Here is a 15305-nt window from a genome sequence, read left to right as displayed (position 1 = left end):
GGTTTGCATGATTAGCAGATGCACGCCTTACTTGCGTCAAATTTATACGAATGGATGTGGAATATACAGTTCTTCTAAACGGGTAATTTCATCAGAAGTCAATTTAACCGACAACGCCGAAACTGCATCTTCCAGATGGCTGATTTTGGTCGAACCTATAATCGGCGCGGTGACCTCTTCTTTTTGCAGCAACCATGCAAGTGCAATTTGTGCGCGCGAAATTCCCCGTTTAGCAGCAATTTCCGCAACTCTTTCCGCGACTTTGCGATCTTCCTCTTCCGTTTTACTGAACAAGGCCTTTGCTACCTGATCCTTCTCTGATCGCACAGTCTGCTCACTCCAATCCCGGGTTAACCGGCCTGCAGCCAAAGGCAGGTAAGGAGTGATGCCAACTCCCTCGTCTTTGCAAAGGGGGAGCATTTCTCGTTCCTCTTCCCGATAGAGCAGGTTTAATCTATTCTCCATGGAAACGAACCGTGTCCAGCCGTTGCGCTCTGCGACATGCTGAGCTTTCGCAAACTGCCATGCCAGCATGGAGGATGCACCAATGTATCTGGCCTTGCCTGCCTTAACTAAATCGTGAAGAGCCTCCATGGTCTCCTCAATTGGCGTATTAGGATCCCACCGATGGATCTGGTACAAATCGACATAGTCTGTTCCGAGTCGTCTTAGACTGTTGTCAACTTCGGTCATGATAGCTTTACGGGAAAGTCCTACAGCATTCGGACCTTTGCGCATCGGAACAAATACCTTTGTTGCTATGACGACTTCGTCACGATGAGCAAAGTCCTTTAGAGCACGCCCGAGAATTTCTTCGCTTGTTCCGTCGGAATACATGTTGGCGGTGCTGAAAAAGTTGATGCCCGATTCGAGTGCTTTCTTAATGATCGGTCTGCTTTGCTCCTCATCCAGAGACCATGGGGTATTGCCGCGTTCAGGTACTCCGAAGCTCATGGTTCCAAGACTTAACTTTGAGACCTCTAACCCGCTGCGTCCAAGTTTTACATATTCCATTTGATTGCACACTCCTTAAGGATATTGGGAAGGCATTCATGCCTTCAGGTTGTCTACACATATCTCCGTGAGCCCGTGCCACTCGAGACTACGTCACCACGGGAGTACTCGAAAGTTTTCTCCGAAGTTGACACATCAACTTGAATATAGACTAACGCCTTGTGGTTGATGTGTCAACCATGATATTATACTGGCATGAATATCAACAAAGTAAACGAAGATGAAATGCGAATATGGAATATGTGGAAAGGCTCCTTTAAACGAATCTTCGGTCGCGTTGTTAAGGAGCTTTCTGAACATACAGGACTATCAGAAGGAGACTTTGGAATACTGGATCGGTTAATCCAATTCGGAGATGGCAAGCTTTGCCAACAGCAACTAGCCGACTCGATGAACTGGGATAAGAGCAGATTATCCCATCATTTGACGCGGATGGAAAAACGGGGCCTTGTTAAAAGGGGGCCATTAGACGCAGATCGTGGTGTCCAGGTCATCATTACTTGTGCCGGAAAAGCAGCTTTGGATGAGGCCCTGCCCATCGTCTCAATGGCAATCCGCAAATATTTTCTGGATCAATTAACCGATCAAGACATTGAATCGATTATGAAGCTTGCGGAAAGAACAAAAAGCGACCCTAGCCTCTAGTAAAGCCTCATTAACTTGATCGCTTCTCTGGGCACTGTCCATGCTGTATATTCGAAAACGACAAGGGACTGAACCGTCTTTCCCTTTATCTGTACCTCCAAGAAACACGCAGCAGCCCGTTTAATTTGGCTTTTCCGCCAGTAGTGGGTAGCTCACCCCCTTTTCGCCCTACTTATGATACGGTTCTCCACGATTAATCTTCATCGCTGCATTGTTGACTCCTTGTTGACTTGCTCAATCAATCTTCAACTGTTGACTCAATAGCTATTTATTGTTCGAGTAGCAACGATTGTGCACCCCTTTGAAGTGTGTGCCTCTTCTCTATGGGATTACATTGTAAACATTTGCTTCAATCGATTGTTGATTTCGTGTTGACTTCGGACAATAAAAAATACATCGCCAGGGCATGAAACCCATGTGGCGATGTATTCGAAAATTGCATTCTGTTATGGCTTACTTGGTTTTTCTTCGTCTCCAACCGCAATTGGATTCCCCTCATAACTGATCCAATCGCTCCAGCTCCCCGCATACAACCTCACGTTCGTATACCCCGCCTCCTGCAATGCCAGCACGTTCGGCGTGGCGGTGACGCCGGAGCCGCAATAGACGATGAGCGGCGCATCCTGTGCCAGCCCCAAGAAGCGCGCGGCCTGGGCGGTCTCGTCGCGCCAGCCGCCCTGCTCGTCCAGCGCGTCCTTCCAGAAGCGGTTGATCGCGCCCGGGATATGGCCTGCGGCCTTGTCGAGCGGCTCGACCTCGCCGCGGTAACGCGCCGGCTCCCGCGAGTCGATCAGCGTCGCTTGGTCCGTGCCGAGCAGCTCGCGCACGTCGTCGACCTCGGCGAGCATGCTGTGCTGCACCTCGGCCAGGAACGGCGCCGGAATGCGCACCTGCTGCTCCGCGTTCACCGGGAAGCCGGCCTCGCGCCAAGCCGTGAAGCCTTGATCAAGCACGAAGACCTGGTCGTGGCCGAGATACTTGAGCAGCCACCATAGCCGCGAAGCCATCGCGCCGCCTTGATCGTCATAGGCGATGACGCGCGAAGCGTTGCCGATGCCGACGCCGCTGAAGGTGCCGGTAAGCTGCGCGGCGTCCGGCAGCGGATGGCGTCCGCCGTGGCCGTCGGCTTCGACCGGCGCGGACAGATCCTTTTCGAGATCGAGGTAGACCGCTCCCGGGATATGGGACGCCTCGTAAGCATCGCGGCCGGCGTTCTCCTGGCCCTTGCCCATCTGAAAACGGCAGTCGACGATGACCAGGTCCGGTTCGTAGAGACGGGCCAGCAGCCATTTGAGCGATACGATATGATTCAAGGAACAACGCCTTCTTTCCGATAGGGGTATACAGGCATTATACCGGATCGGGCGGTGCCGCAGAAAGGGCGAGCCCATGCGCGCATGAAGGCCGGACGCTTGGACGGACGGCGCGTTCGCGATTAGTTGGCGCGCTATCCATCCACGCAGGCAACGCCAAGCGCAGCCTACTTCGTCCAGCCTATGCCGCGAGCCGCGCCGCCGCGCTTGCAGCCTTTCGGCTTGCCGCCGCAGCGGCGGCAGCGACAGCGAGCAGCAGCAGCGCGAAGCCGGCCAGCACCCACCGCGAATCGTCGCCGCCCAGCGCGTCCAGGCTCCAGCCGACGAGCTTCGGCAGCACCGCACCGCCAAGGAGGCCGCAAGCGATGAGCAGGCTCGTCGTGCGCTCCGTCATGCCTGGCGCGTAGCGGTTCGCGAAGACGAGCGCAATTGCGAACATGCCGCTCATCGAGAGGCCCGCGACGGCCGCCAGCACGAACATGGGCGCAGCGCCGCCGAAAAAGCCCATTAAAATGAAGGCAAGGGCGGCAATGCCGCACATCGACAGCAGATAAGAAGTGTTGCCGATCCTGTCGGCCAGATGTCCGGCGAACAGCCGGCCGATCGTCATGGCGCCCCAGAACACGCCGAGCGCCAGCGCCGCGGTCGCCTCCGTGATGCCGCCCTCCTGGACGAGCAGCGTCGGCAGGTAGTGGGCGTAGCTCATCTCGAAGCCGACATAGAGGAAGAAAAACGCGGTGCAAGCGATCAGCACCCAGCGCGCCGGTCCCGTGCCGAGCAGCGGGAGCCGCACGGGCGCCTGCTGCCTCTTGCCGTGCGTATCCGCCTGCACAACGCCGACCGGCGCAGCGTTCAGGATCGTCGGCCAGAAGATGGCCCAGAGGATGACGGTCACCGCCGCCAGCGCGCCGACGACGCCGAACGCGAGCCGCCACCGGTCGATATCGATGAGCAGCGCCCCGACGAGCGGCATCACGAGCGCGCCCAGGCCGAACGACACCTCCACGCGGCTCATCGCCACGTTCGCCCGCTCGCCCGCGGAAGCGATAATAAACGAGCCGACGACCGCTTCCGTAATTCCAAATCCAAAGCCCGCGACCGGTCCCAGGACGAGCATCGCGCCCCAGGGCGGCGCCAGCGTATATGCAATCTCTGCCGCAGCGCTCATTGTAATCGCGCCGAGCAGCAGCGTACGCCTGCCCAACTTGCGCATCAGCCAAGGCGCGAAGAGCGTCCCCGCGAGGCCGCCGAGAAATTGATTCATGACGAGCTGACCGCCGTCTCCATAGTGCACGCCGTACGCGCCGACCATCGGCTCCATCACCGCGCCGACCACGAGCTGGCCGAGGCCGACCGTCAGATACGCCAGACATCCTAACCAAATAAGCCGAATCATGAAAAGCAAACTCCTTCCGACCCGCCGTCCGTGGGTCCTTTCCGTCGAGCCCCTCCATCATAGCACGGCGTCCGCGCGAAGGTCATGACGCATTTGGCTGTTCCTGTCGCCGATTTTGACTGCCGATGCGTCTTCAAACCCTGTCCCGTCCAAGCATTGACCCTTATAATAGAGACCGACAGCTTCTCGGAGCTACGATCAGACAGCTAGGGGGACCGCTTACGATGAGCAAGCCGCAATTCCATATTTGGCCCATGTCCGAGTCGGACGCCGCAGCCGTATGCGAATGGCGCTACCCCGCGCCGTACGAACAGTTCCGCTGGCCGTCCTGGCACGCCATGACCCGCAGCGGCAAGGAGTTCGGAGACCCCGAGATCCGCAGGGGGCAGTACGTTTCTATATGTGACGAAAACAGCGCGCTCGTGGGGTATGCACAGTTTTTTCCGATGGAGGGTGTCGTGCGTCTCGGGATGGGCATGCATCCCGACCGGTGCGGCAAGGGCGGCGGCGCCGATTTTGCCCGCGCGATCGCGTTGGAAGCCGGACACCGTTATCCCGGCGCGCAGATCGACCTGGAGGTAGAGACTTGGAATACGAGGGCGGTGCGGGCCTATGAAAAAGCGGGCTTTACATGCACGGATCGCTATTCGCGCCTATCGGCCCAAGGCGAGGTCAACGTCTATTGCATGGTTTTCGGCGGATAGCGCCGTCGCATAGAAAAACCCGCGCATCCACCGATGCCGCGGGTTTTCTTCGTTCTAGTCGAACAGATCGCCGAAGACGTCCAGAACGCTTTTTTTCTTCTTTTTCTTATAGTAATCGCTGTTGTGCTTGCCATAGGGCTGCTGGTGCGAATCGTAGGACTGATGAGGCGGGTCATTCGACTGCTGGGCGTAGCGCTTGCGGTCGTCATCGTCGTCGTCCCTGTAGTGCCATTCATTGTACGCCGTTCGCACTTCACGCACGTCGGTCATCAGCTTGTCCAACTCTCCGCGGTCCAGCCAGACCCCTTTACAGTTCGGGCAAACATCGATCATAATCCCGTTTTTCTCTACTTCGCGCATGCGCGAATCCTCGCAAATCGGACAATTCAATTTGATCTGCCTCCTTTGCCTGTTTTCCACTACTACGGATGAATGCGCTGCCGGTTGCAGATCGCTGTGCGCCGCCTTTTTTTATTCACAAAAACATGTCTTCCACCTCTAACAGTTTGGTTGGAAATTGTCGATAAACCTATTACCGTGTCGCTGAAGGGCCCTCTTCCGCCAGGACTAGAAATCTATAGAATATTCGGGGTGCGAACCATATGAAAAACTCTACGCTAATCGGACTTGTGCTCGGCTTCGCCTCATTGATCATCGGTATGATCCTGAAGGGCGCGCCGCTGGGATCGCTGATCAGCAATCCCGCTGCATACGTTATTATCGTCGCCGGCACGATCGCTTCCGTCTGCATGGCTTTCCCGATGCGCGACCTCGCGAAGGTCCCCAAGCTGTTCAAGCTCATTTTCTCCGAGCCCCAACTCCTCTCCCGTCAGGAAGTCATCGGCATGTTCGTCGACTGGGCCTCGATCACCCGCCGCGAAGGCCTCCTGGCGCTTGAAGCACGCGTCGAAGAGATCGAAGATCCCTTCCTCAAAAGCGGGATGCGCATGATCATCGACGGCAACGATCAAGACTTTGTGCATGACGTACTGCTCGAGGACATCGCGGCGACCGAGGATCGGCACAAGTCCGGCGCCCTGATCTTCTCCCAGGCGGGTATGTACGCGCCGACGCTCGGCGTACTCGGAGCCGTCGTCGGTCTGATTGCAGCGCTTGGCCACCTTGAGGACATGGGCGAGCTCGCCCACGCCGTCGCCGGCGCGTTCGTCGCGACGCTCCTCGGTATTTTCACCGGTTACGTCCTCTGGCACCCGATCGCCAACAAGCTGAAGCGCATGTCCAAGCGTGAAGTGCAGTTGAAGCTGATGATGGTCGAGGGACTGCTCTCCATCCAGTCTGGCGTATCCACTACGGCGATCCAGCAGAAGCTGTCCGTCTTCCTGACGCCGACCGAACGCCTGGCCATGGCCGAGAAGGGGGATTCGGACCGTGAGCAAAAAGCATCGGCATGAAGAACACGAGGAGCACCCGGACGAATCCTGGCTGCTCCCCTACTCCGACCTCATGACGTTGCTGCTCTCTCTGTTCATCGTGCTGTACGCGGCAAGCTCCGTCAACGTGTCCAAGCTTGAGGAGCTCAGCCAGGCGTTCAAGACCGCTTTCTCCTCCGGTATCAGCATCCTGGACAAGTCCGCCGCCATCGATAGCGAGACGAACGACATGGGCAAGCGGCAGCGCGATCAACAAGCCGACACAAACAAGGAGCGCGAAGCGCTGACCCGCACGGAGCAGAGCGCCCGCCAGACGCTAGCCAAGCAGGAGCAGGAGAATCTCGAGAAGCTGAAAAAGCAGCTCGACCAATATATCAAAAAGGGCGGCCTGTCGAGCCAGCTCGAGACGAACCTGAACCAGTCCCAGCTCATGATTACGATCCGGGACAACGCGCTATTCCCGTCCGGCACCGCCGACGTGAAGCCTGAATCCCGTAAGCTGGCCGTTGCGATCGGCAACATGCTGAAGGCCTATCCCGATTACGAGATTATCGTATCGGGACACACCGACAACCAGCCGATCAACACGTACGAGTTCGCCTCCAACTGGGAGCTCAGCTCCAAGCGCGCGATCAACTTCATGAAGATTTTACTGGAGAACCAGGCGTTCGACCCGCGCAAATTCAGCGCGATCGGCTACGGCGAATATCGTCCGCTCGATTCGAACGACACCGATGCCGGCCGATCCAAAAACCGCCGCGTCGAAGTCTCGATCCTCCGCAAATACACCGACAACACGACGGAGAGCATGAAGCTGGACGCTATCGCGCACGAAGCCTCCGCCATTAACGTCAACTAACTGCTTAAGACCCCTTCAGTCTTCGGATGGAAGGGGATTTTTATGTACGTATGCGGAAGTAGGTGATCGCGCTCGGTTGACGGGAGATCGGGCGGCAAAGGGCCAAACTGCGCGCTGGAGACGGCGATAGGGCGGAACGGGGCCGATCGTGCGTCAACTACTTCTGTAAAGAAGGCGATGCTGCTAAGCGAGCGCGAGAGCCATCGCCTCTCCTCGTGGAGGCGATGGCGCCATCGAGCGCCACCGCTTCCCTGAGCGCTCAGTCCGCCTGCGCCTTGGCTTCAACCCCGGGCGCCGCCGTCCCCAAGCGCTGCAAACCCGCGCTCTCCTCCCATTTCCGCAGCAGGCCCGCCAGCTCGGCCCAGGTCACCGCCCTGCCGGCAGCCGGCGCCGGCCCTTGTACCAATCCGCGCGCGAGCAGCCACTGCAGCTCAGTCCCGTCCGCCGCAATCTCTCCCGTACGAAGCTCATCCTGCGCTCCTTCGCCCACTTTTTTTTCCATACCCCCAACGCCATTCGCACTACTATTCATTCGGCTCTCTCCTCCTTTGCCTGCCCACTCCAGCATCCGCCGCCAGATCGCGACCGTTCCACTGCCGTCCCGGCGCGCCGGGTGGATGACGCCGTCCAGGTCCTCCCAATACGTCCACTTCCGATAGATCGCGGGGCGTCCATTGACGCTCTCAACCGGCTCATCCCCATGAACGAACCGCTCGGGAGAGGCGTATCGCGCTAGCCGCAGCATATGCGCCTCGACGGCCTGCTCAATCGCATCTGCCCGGGAGCCCGCACGGCTCCACCCCGCCCCCTCCAGGCCAGCGCCGCCGATCCCCCAGCTCAGGCCTTCTGCGCCTCTTCCCCGCCAGGCATTCGTCTCGTGCACGGCATGGCAAAAAGCCAGGTCCCCGCGCAAGCCATGCCGCTCGCCCGCCGCAAGATAGCGCTCGGCCAGGTCCGGCGCCTCGGGGTTACGCCGCGCGACATAGCCTTGCATCTCCTCCGCCGTGCAGCGCGCCGTGCCGAGTATGGGCGTCTTGCCCGCCGGCGTCAGATCGGTCGCCTGTCGGAAACGCTCCGTCCATCCCCGCTTCCTCAATTCGCATGCCTCCTCCTCCGCTCCCTGCCGGGGCGGCTCGTCTACATGCTATGTATATTCGCGCCCAGCTGCTCATTTGAACTTCTTTTGCACTCTGTTACAATAAAAATCAGTTATACCCACACCCTTGTACAATATGTGAATAACTCTGTGGAAAAGCCCGAAGTTATCCACATAACTATACACACCATGTTAACAACGAATGCATGTTCGCGGGATGATTGAGAGGAGAACACGGTACGTGACGGAAGACGAGAAGTGGATGCTGGAAGCGATCAAGCAAGCGGAGAAGGCGGAAGAACTAGGCGAAGTTCCCATAGGTGCGGTCGTTGTCAAGGAAGGGCGTATCGTAGGAGCGGGGTACAACCTGCGGGAGACGAGCCTGGATCCGACGTCGCATGCGGAGATGGTCGCCATACGGCAAGCCAGCGACTCGCTGGGCGCCTGGCGCCTGCTGGGCTGCACGCTGTACGTGACGCTCGAGCCCTGCCCGATGTGCGCCGGCGCGATACTCCAATCCCGCGTCGAGCGGGTCGTATACGGCGCCCCGGATCCGAAGGCGGGCTGCGTAGGCACGCTGATGGATCTGCTGCAGGACGCGCGCTTCAACCATCGGGCCGAATGGACCTCCGGCGTGCTTCAGGAGCCGTGCGCAGACTTGCTCAGGCATTTTTTCAGGCGGCTGCGATCAAGAAAGTGAAGGCGGCGGCTCCCCGTCGGACTTGGCTTCGATCTTCTTCAGGCTCTGTCCTTCCATATGCATGCGCTGCAGCTGGACGATGAGGCGGTCCGCCTCTTCGCTGACGGCGACGATCTCCGGATCGGTCAGCTTGTCCAACTGGTCGGCCATCTCGCACAGCCTGCGCTGGAGCTGCTCGAGACGATAGATTAACGGGTGGGGATCCAATGGTTCAGCCCCCTTTCTGTGGTAATCGCTAAGATGCATGAGCAGCCTTGCAACCGTGCGAATGAGTATACTTATTATAAATGAAGAAGTTTTCGATTAATGTTGAATAATGTCGATCAAAACGAGTTAATTTCTCTCATTTTTAGACAACCATTTTCTTTCAAATTTCGCAGCCCATGCGGAATGGAGAGAGGAGCGTCGCGCGTGAATCGACATCTTTTGCTGGTCGAGGACGACGCCGCCCTGCATCGCGGCATCGAGTTCACGCTGAAGCAGGAGGGCTTTGACGTGACCGGCGTCTATAACCTGGCGGAGGCCAGGTCCGCGGTTGCCAAAGGCGAGCGAGCGATTGACCTGATCGTGTTGGACGTCCAGTTGCCGGACGGAAGCGGCTTTGACTTCTGCGCGGAGCTCCGAGCGAGCCGGAACGAGACGCCGATTGTCTTCCTGACCGCGAGCGATACAGAGCTGGACGTCGTGCGGGGACTTGACCTGGGCGGAGACGACTATATTACGAAGCCATTCCGGCTGCGCGAGTTTCTGTCGCGGATTCATGCCGTGCTCAGAAGGCGGGGACCGGGACCCGATGCGAGGGCGGCGGACGAACCGATGCTGTCGTCGGGCAACTTGCGGCTGCACCCCGCCGAGATGCGGCTGCTCAAGGACGGCAGCGAGGTGACGCTCAGCGTGACGGAGTTCAGGCTGCTGTCGCTGCTTATGTCCCATCCGCGAGCCGTGCTGTCCAAGGAGCAGATCCTGCGGCAGCTCTGGCAGCACGACGGCGCGTTCATCGACGACAACACGGTCGCCGTCAACGTCCGCAGACTGCGGGAGAAGATCGAGGACGATCCCCAGCAGCCGCAAAAAATACTGACCGTGCGCGGTGCAGGGTACAAATGGAACGGTTAGCGGACAGCCAGACAGACGGTGGACGGGCGGCGGGCGATGGGCGTTTGACGGACGATGGGCGTATGACGGACGATGGGCGTCTGGCGGGCGAAAACGCCGCGCCGGCGCAGCCGCGGCACAAGCCTGGCCGCGCGTTCAAGCCCGGATGGCGGCGGATGTGGCGGAGCGCGGGCGTTCGGCGGCTGGCCGTCGTCTTCCTGCTGGCCTTCGGAACAGCGGCGGTACTGCTGTGGGCCTACTCGGCGTATAGCGCCGATAGGCTGAGCAAGGATTGGATCGCCCGGGAGACGGCCGCCCTGGGCGCGCTCGCAGCGCGGGATCCGGCGCTTGCCGAAGCCTGGGCCAAGCAGTTGGGCGCGGGCGAAGCCACGCCTGCGGAGGCCGCGCTCGGGCGCGAGCTCGCAGCCCGCTACGGCATCGACGCCGAGCTGGACGCGGCGCTGGTCCCGCTGGCCGAACGGCGGCGCTCGCGCGAGTGGCCGCTGCTCGCCGCCGGTGTCTTCGGGCTGCTCGCCGCGCTGCTGCTCGCCCTGCTGCGCGAATCCCGGCTGCAGCTGGCCGAAGTGCGCGGGCTCGCCGGCTCGCTGGAGGCGGCAGTCAAGGAGAACCGGCCGATGAAGTTCCGCATCTACGCCGAAGGCGAGCTGGGGCTCCTGGCGCATCAGGTCCAGGAGCTGTCGCTGCGCCTGCAGGAGACGATCGCGCAGCTGAACCGGGACAAGGACTTCCTCCGCGACACGATCGCGGACATCTCCCATCAGCTCAAGACGCCGCTCGCCTCGCTCACCGTCTATGTCGAGCTGCTCCAGGGCGGCAGGATCGGGCCTGCGGAGCAAGATGAATTCCTACGGACATGCGCGCACGAGCTGGAGCGCATGGAATGGCTCATCCAGATGCTGCTGAAGCTCGCCAGGCTGGAGGCGGGCAGTCTTCCGATGCAGCTCGAGCGGAAGCCGATCGAGCAGACGGTACGCACGGCTGCGTATGGAATCAGCCGACTTGCCGAGGAGCGGCAGGTGGAGATCCGTCTCGAGGCCCCCGTAGAGCCCGTCCAAGTGCCGCATGATCCGAGATGGCTGGCGGAGGCGCTTGCCAATCTCGTCAAAAACGCGGTCGAGCACAGCCCGCGGACCGGCGTCGTGAGTGTCGCATGGGAAACGACGCCGATCTTCGTTCGCCTGCGGGTGACCGACCAAGGCGCCGGAATCGACGCGCGGGACGAGCCGCATATCTTCAAGAAGTTCTATCGCGCGGCATCCGGCCAGGCAGGCGGCAGCGGCGTCGGCCTCGGTCTCCCCCTCGCCAAGACGATCGCGGAGCGGCACGGCGGGATGCTGTCGGCCGGGAAGGCCGCGGGCGGCGGCACGGTTTTCACGTTGACCCTTCCTCTGACGCAACTGCCCGTTTCGTAGCTTCCTTACAGATCTGTAAGCGGCGGCGTCTCCCCCTGTAAGGTTGGGCCGCTATACTGAACCTCGTGAATGGATAGACTGCAATCGCGAGGAAAGGATGATCCGCCCCATGAACGTCATTGAAGCTGCCGGCTTAAGCAAATCCTACGGCAAAAACAGCACGCTGGTCGAAGCGCTGCGCAACGTCTCGTTCTCCATCCCGCAAGGCGAGCTCGTCGCCATCGTCGGCGCCAGCGGCTCCGGCAAGAGCACCCTGCTGCACCTGCTCGGCGGTCTCGACCGCCCGACCCACGGCACCGTCCGCATCGACGGCGAGGATCTCTACGCCCTGAAGGAGGCGCAGCGGGCGGTATTCCGCCGGCGCAAGATCGGCTTCATTTTCCAATCGTACAATCTGATTCCCGTCCTGAACGTCGAAGAGAACATCATGCTCCCGCTGCTGCTCGACCATCGTCAGCCGGACAAGGCCTATATCCGCGAGCTGATCGACACGCTTGGTCTCGGACAGCGCCGCAAGCATCTGCCCTCCGAGCTGTCGGGCGGACAACAACAGCGCGTCGCGATCGGCCGGGCGCTCGCTTACCGTCCCGCCATCGTGCTCGCCGACGAGCCGACCGGCAACCTCGACAGCGCGAACGGGCGCGAGGTGCTGGAGCTGCTGAAGCTGGCCGTGCGCCAATTCCACCAGACCAGCGCGCATCTGTCTGAGTTCGAGCAGCTCAGCCCTGCGACTTTCGGCACGAATACGCAGCTGCTTGCCTTAAAAGGAGAAACCGCGGACAGGGGCCTGAACATGACGCTGCTCGTTATCTTCGGCGTGCTCATCGGGCTTGTGGTCCTGTCGACGATCGCGGTTATCTACAACGCCTTCAACATCGCCGTGCTCGAGCGCATGCGGCACTTTGGGCTGCTCCGCACGATTGGCGCGACGCCGGCTCAGCTGCGAGGCATCGTGTTCCGCGAGGCCGGCCTGCTGGCTGCCGTCGGTATCCCCGCCGGTCTCGTCGTAGGTTATGGCGGGCTATGGCTCGTCCTTGAGCTAATGACAGCAGCAGGCGCGGATATCCTTACTTTCGAGGGCTTCAAGCTGACGCTGCACGCCTGGATCATCGCCGGCAGCGCGATCGTCGGCCTGCTGGCGGTGCTGCTCGCGGCCTGGCTCCCCGCCCGCAAAGCGAGCCGCGTGTCGCCGGTCGACGCCGTCCGGGGTACGGGCAATATCGTGCGCGAGACGTACAGACGCGTCCGGCTGCCGTCCGTCCTCCGCCTGCTCGGCATCGAAGGCGACATGGCATCCAAAAACATCCGGCGCAACCGCTCCAAGTTCCGGATCACCGCCTTCTCGATCGTCGTGAGCATCACGCTGTTTATCGTGTTCCACTATTTCGCCCAGGAAGCTTTCAAAGTGGCCGTGAACGACTCGCGGGACGACCAGGTCGCCTTTCAGATGCTGTCCTCCTTCGCACAGACGGCGGACAACGATCAGTCTGCCAATGCCTCTCAGGCATCGGCAGACGCGTTCGACGCGAAGACGGTTGCGGACATCGCGGCGCTCCCGGGCGTAGAGCATGTCTACGGCCGCTACAGCATGCCGGACGCGCTCGTCTATCTGCCGGCATCGAGGCTGAATAAAGAATATCTCCACAAAATGGGCGATGACGTATTCGGCAAGTGGACGTTCGACGGCGAGGAAGTGCGCTTCGTGCCCGCCTATACGACGCTATACGATGAGGCGCGCCTCGAGCAGGCTGCTCCATATCTCATCTCGGGCACCGCCGATCCGTCGAAACTGTCGGAGGCCGGCGCCGTCCTGATCGTCCAGAAGGTGAAGCCGTTCGTCATCGCGGAAAACAAAAAGATCAACCTGGATCTCTCCGATCTGAAGATCGGGGATACGATCTCCCTGAACTTCGGCGATCAGAAGAACCCCCTGATGCGCCAGGTCAAGGTCGGCGGCATCCTGAGCCAGGCGCCGTTCAACCCGACGCTGCTGGACAACAGTCTGTATATCATCGGCACCAAAGAGACGTACGCCTCCCTGCTCAAGGACGTACCTGCCGACAAGGCGCCTTACGGCACCGCTCTGCGCGGCCTTGACATCGCGCTGGCCGACGGTGCGGACGGCGGTCCGGTCAAGCAAGCGCTGCAGGCGATGGCCAACCAGGACCCGTCCATCCGCCTGGTCGACTTCATCGAAGAGCAGCGGCAGACGCGGCAGTTCAACGTGCAGATGAAAATTTTCATCTACGGCTTTCTCGCCGTCATCGGCCTGATCGGTAGCCTGAACATCATCAACACGGTGCAGACGAATCTGATGCTCCGCCGACGGGAGTTCGGCTTGCTGCAAGCAGTCGGCATGACGATGAAGCAGCTGCGGCGCATGGCGACGCTCGAGGGCGTCTGGTTCGGCGTCATCGGCTCCTTCTGGGGCCTGTTACTGGGCGTCGGCATCTGTTTCCTGCTATATCGCCAGCTGAACAACGTGGAGGGGATCCCTTTCTCCTTCCCCGTGACGGGCGCGGTCATCTCCTGCGTCTTCGCGCTCGGCGTCGGACTGCTGTCCGTGCAAGGCCCGCTGCGCAAGATCGCCAAGGCAAGCGTCGTGGAGGAGCTTCGGGAAGAGGCATGACCGCATGAATGCAAAAATAAGGCAGTGCCCTCGGGGCGCTGCCTGCTTTTCGTCCATCGGTTATCTCACGATTGGGTCACGCCTCGCTATGCTTCGTCCCGAAAATGCGAGGAAGCGATATCGGTGCCCCGCCTTTTCGCGCCGGAAGCCCGGAACTCGCTGGGCGTCATGCCTACGCTGGCTTTGAAGGCCCGACTGAACGGGTGAATGCCGGAAAACCCCACGTCCTCGGCGATCCGGGTCAGTGACAGATTGCTCTCGAGCATCCGCAGCTTCGCCTGTTCGATCCGGACGTGCGTCACGTACTTGTGGACGGTCGTCTTTAATTGATCCTTGAACAGTGCGCATAAATGATTGGCCGAGATGCCCGCTTGTGCGCCGATGCCGGCATTATCCAGCTGCGGGTCCCCGTAGCGCTTGTTGATATAGGCCAAGCTTTTTTCGATCTTTACCCAGCTTCGGGTCATCTTCCCCTCGCGCCCCTGCCCCTCGGCCTGGCACTCGAAGAACGCATACAGCAGCTCCGTGCAGAGCGCCTTCAGCAAAAGCGAGCCGTAAGAGCCGCCGTCGGCATGAATCTGGAGCATCGTCATAAGCTTGCGCTTCAGCTCGAGCCGGTCCTGCGGCCGCACATGGGCGATCGGCACGATCGACGCCAACGCTTTCTCTTTTTCCGCAATCGCCCGCTGCCTGTCCGTCATCGTGCCGAGCTCTCTCCACGTGCTACGCTCTTCGTCATAGTAGAGATCGAAGTGGCACACCCACTGAATCAAGGGAATCGCGGAGGCCGAGCGGATAATATGGGGCATGAAGGACGGCATCAGCAGCAGGTCTCCCTCCTTGACCGCATACTTCACCCCGTTCAGGATGAAGTCGGCCTCCCCCTGCTCGACATACGTAAACACATGATCGTAATCGATCCATTCCCCGTACAGGGAGGTGGACTCCGACATTCTGACCGCACGTACGAACGGAGAGACGGTATGCATCCAGGCTTCCATCGCCCGCCCCTCCCATTGAACGGCGCCAT

General features: G+C 60.1%; 15 protein-coding genes. 8 read left to right on the top strand and 7 right to left on the bottom strand.

Annotation, left to right across the window (positions count from 1 at the left end):
• Positions 1-42: 42 nt before the first annotated feature.
• Positions 43-1014, bottom strand: a complete 972-nt coding sequence (locus ACFSR7_RS06670; protein WP_378159862.1) for an aldo/keto reductase — start codon at positions 1012-1014, stop codon at positions 43-45.
• Positions 1015-1209: 195 nt separating this feature from the next.
• On the opposite strand from ACFSR7_RS06670, the gene ACFSR7_RS06665 reads away from it, so the two are divergent.
• The gene (locus tag ACFSR7_RS06665; RefSeq protein WP_378159860.1) at positions 1210-1659 is read left to right on the top strand and encodes a MarR family winged helix-turn-helix transcriptional regulator; all 450 of its coding nucleotides are present in this window, start codon (positions 1210-1212) and stop codon (positions 1657-1659) included.
• A 446-nt stretch (positions 1660-2105) separates the two neighbouring features.
• Here ACFSR7_RS06665 and ACFSR7_RS06660 read toward each other — a convergent pair whose 3' ends face one another.
• Both ACFSR7_RS06660 and ACFSR7_RS06655 read right to left on the bottom strand, forming a co-directional pair.
• Positions 2106-2972 carry a sulfurtransferase gene (locus ACFSR7_RS06660; protein WP_378159858.1) on the bottom strand — a complete coding sequence of 289 codons (867 nt, stop codon included), beginning with the start codon at positions 2970-2972 and terminating at the stop codon, positions 2106-2108.
• A 181-nt stretch (positions 2973-3153) separates the two neighbouring features.
• Positions 3154-4368 carry an MFS transporter gene (locus tag ACFSR7_RS06655; RefSeq protein ID WP_378159856.1) on the bottom strand — a complete coding sequence of 405 codons (1215 nt, stop codon included), beginning with the start codon at positions 4366-4368 and terminating at the stop codon, positions 3154-3156.
• 224 nt (positions 4369-4592) lie between these two features.
• Here ACFSR7_RS06655 and ACFSR7_RS06650 point away from each other — a divergent pair, with 224 nt between their 5' ends.
• Positions 4593-5072: a GNAT family N-acetyltransferase gene (locus ACFSR7_RS06650; RefSeq protein WP_378159854.1), complete on the top strand. Its 480-nt coding sequence runs from the start codon at positions 4593-4595 to the stop codon at positions 5070-5072.
• Between the two features lie 54 nt (positions 5073-5126).
• On the opposite strand, the gene ACFSR7_RS06645 is transcribed toward ACFSR7_RS06650, so the two are convergent.
• Positions 5127-5462: a TFIIB-type zinc ribbon-containing protein gene (locus ACFSR7_RS06645; RefSeq protein ID WP_378159852.1), complete on the bottom strand. Its 336-nt coding sequence runs from the start codon at positions 5460-5462 to the stop codon at positions 5127-5129.
• Between the two features lie 212 nt (positions 5463-5674).
• Here ACFSR7_RS06645 and motA point away from each other — a divergent pair, with 212 nt between their 5' ends.
• Entirely contained in the window at positions 5675-6484 is an 810-nt protein-coding gene (motA, locus tag ACFSR7_RS06640; RefSeq protein ID WP_378159850.1) for a flagellar motor stator protein MotA, read from the top strand.
• Entirely contained in the window at positions 6462-7322 is an 861-nt protein-coding gene (locus ACFSR7_RS06635; RefSeq protein WP_378159848.1) for a flagellar motor protein MotB, read from the top strand. The genes motA and ACFSR7_RS06635 overlap by 23 nt, the downstream gene beginning before the upstream one ends.
• 259 nt (positions 7323-7581) lie before the next feature.
• On the opposite strand, the gene ACFSR7_RS06630 is transcribed toward ACFSR7_RS06635, so the two are convergent.
• Positions 7582-8418: a hypothetical protein gene (locus ACFSR7_RS06630; RefSeq protein ID WP_378159847.1), complete on the bottom strand. Its 837-nt coding sequence runs from the start codon at positions 8416-8418 to the stop codon at positions 7582-7584.
• Positions 8419-8659: 241 nt separating this feature from the next.
• Between ACFSR7_RS06630 and tadA the strand changes: the two genes are divergently transcribed.
• The gene (gene tadA, locus ACFSR7_RS06625) at positions 8660-9118 is read left to right on the top strand and encodes a tRNA adenosine(34) deaminase TadA (RefSeq protein ID WP_378159845.1); all 459 of its coding nucleotides are present in this window, start codon (positions 8660-8662) and stop codon (positions 9116-9118) included.
• Here tadA and ACFSR7_RS06620 read toward each other — a convergent pair.
• Positions 9107-9325, bottom strand: coding sequence for a Spo0E family sporulation regulatory protein-aspartic acid phosphatase (locus ACFSR7_RS06620; protein WP_378159843.1), 219 nt, complete (start codon positions 9323-9325; stop codon positions 9107-9109). The genes tadA and ACFSR7_RS06620 overlap by 12 nt on opposite strands.
• 204 nt (positions 9326-9529) lie before the next feature.
• Here ACFSR7_RS06620 and ACFSR7_RS06615 point away from each other — a divergent pair, with 204 nt between their 5' ends.
• The 3 genes from ACFSR7_RS06615 (at position 9530) to ACFSR7_RS06605 (ending at position 14275) form a co-directional block, all read left to right on the top strand.
• On the top strand, positions 9530-10234 hold the full coding sequence (locus tag ACFSR7_RS06615) for a response regulator transcription factor (RefSeq protein ID WP_378159841.1): 705 nt from the start codon (positions 9530-9532) through the stop codon (positions 10232-10234).
• On the top strand, positions 10222-11646 hold the full coding sequence (locus ACFSR7_RS06610; RefSeq protein WP_378159839.1) for a sensor histidine kinase: 1425 nt from the start codon (positions 10222-10224) through the stop codon (positions 11644-11646). Before ACFSR7_RS06615 ends, ACFSR7_RS06610 begins: the two co-directional genes overlap by 13 nt.
• A 109-nt stretch (positions 11647-11755) precedes the next feature.
• Complete coding sequence (locus tag ACFSR7_RS06605) at positions 11756-14275, top strand: ATP-binding cassette domain-containing protein (protein ID WP_378159837.1); 2520 nt, start codon at positions 11756-11758, stop codon at positions 14273-14275.
• Between the two features lie 86 nt (positions 14276-14361).
• Here the strand turns inward: ACFSR7_RS06605 and ACFSR7_RS06600 are convergent, their stop codons facing one another.
• Complete coding sequence (locus ACFSR7_RS06600; RefSeq protein ID WP_378159835.1) at positions 14362-15276, bottom strand: AraC family transcriptional regulator; 915 nt, start codon at positions 15274-15276, stop codon at positions 14362-14364.
• Positions 15277-15305 lie beyond the last annotated feature (29 nt).

It is taken from the genome of Cohnella sp. GCM10020058, assembly GCF_042683485.1.
Lineage (GTDB): Bacteria > Bacillota > Bacilli > Paenibacillales > Paenibacillaceae > Cohnella.
The sequence above is the reverse complement of the archived record's forward strand: the minus strand, read 5'-3'. Positions and strand labels throughout refer to the sequence as shown.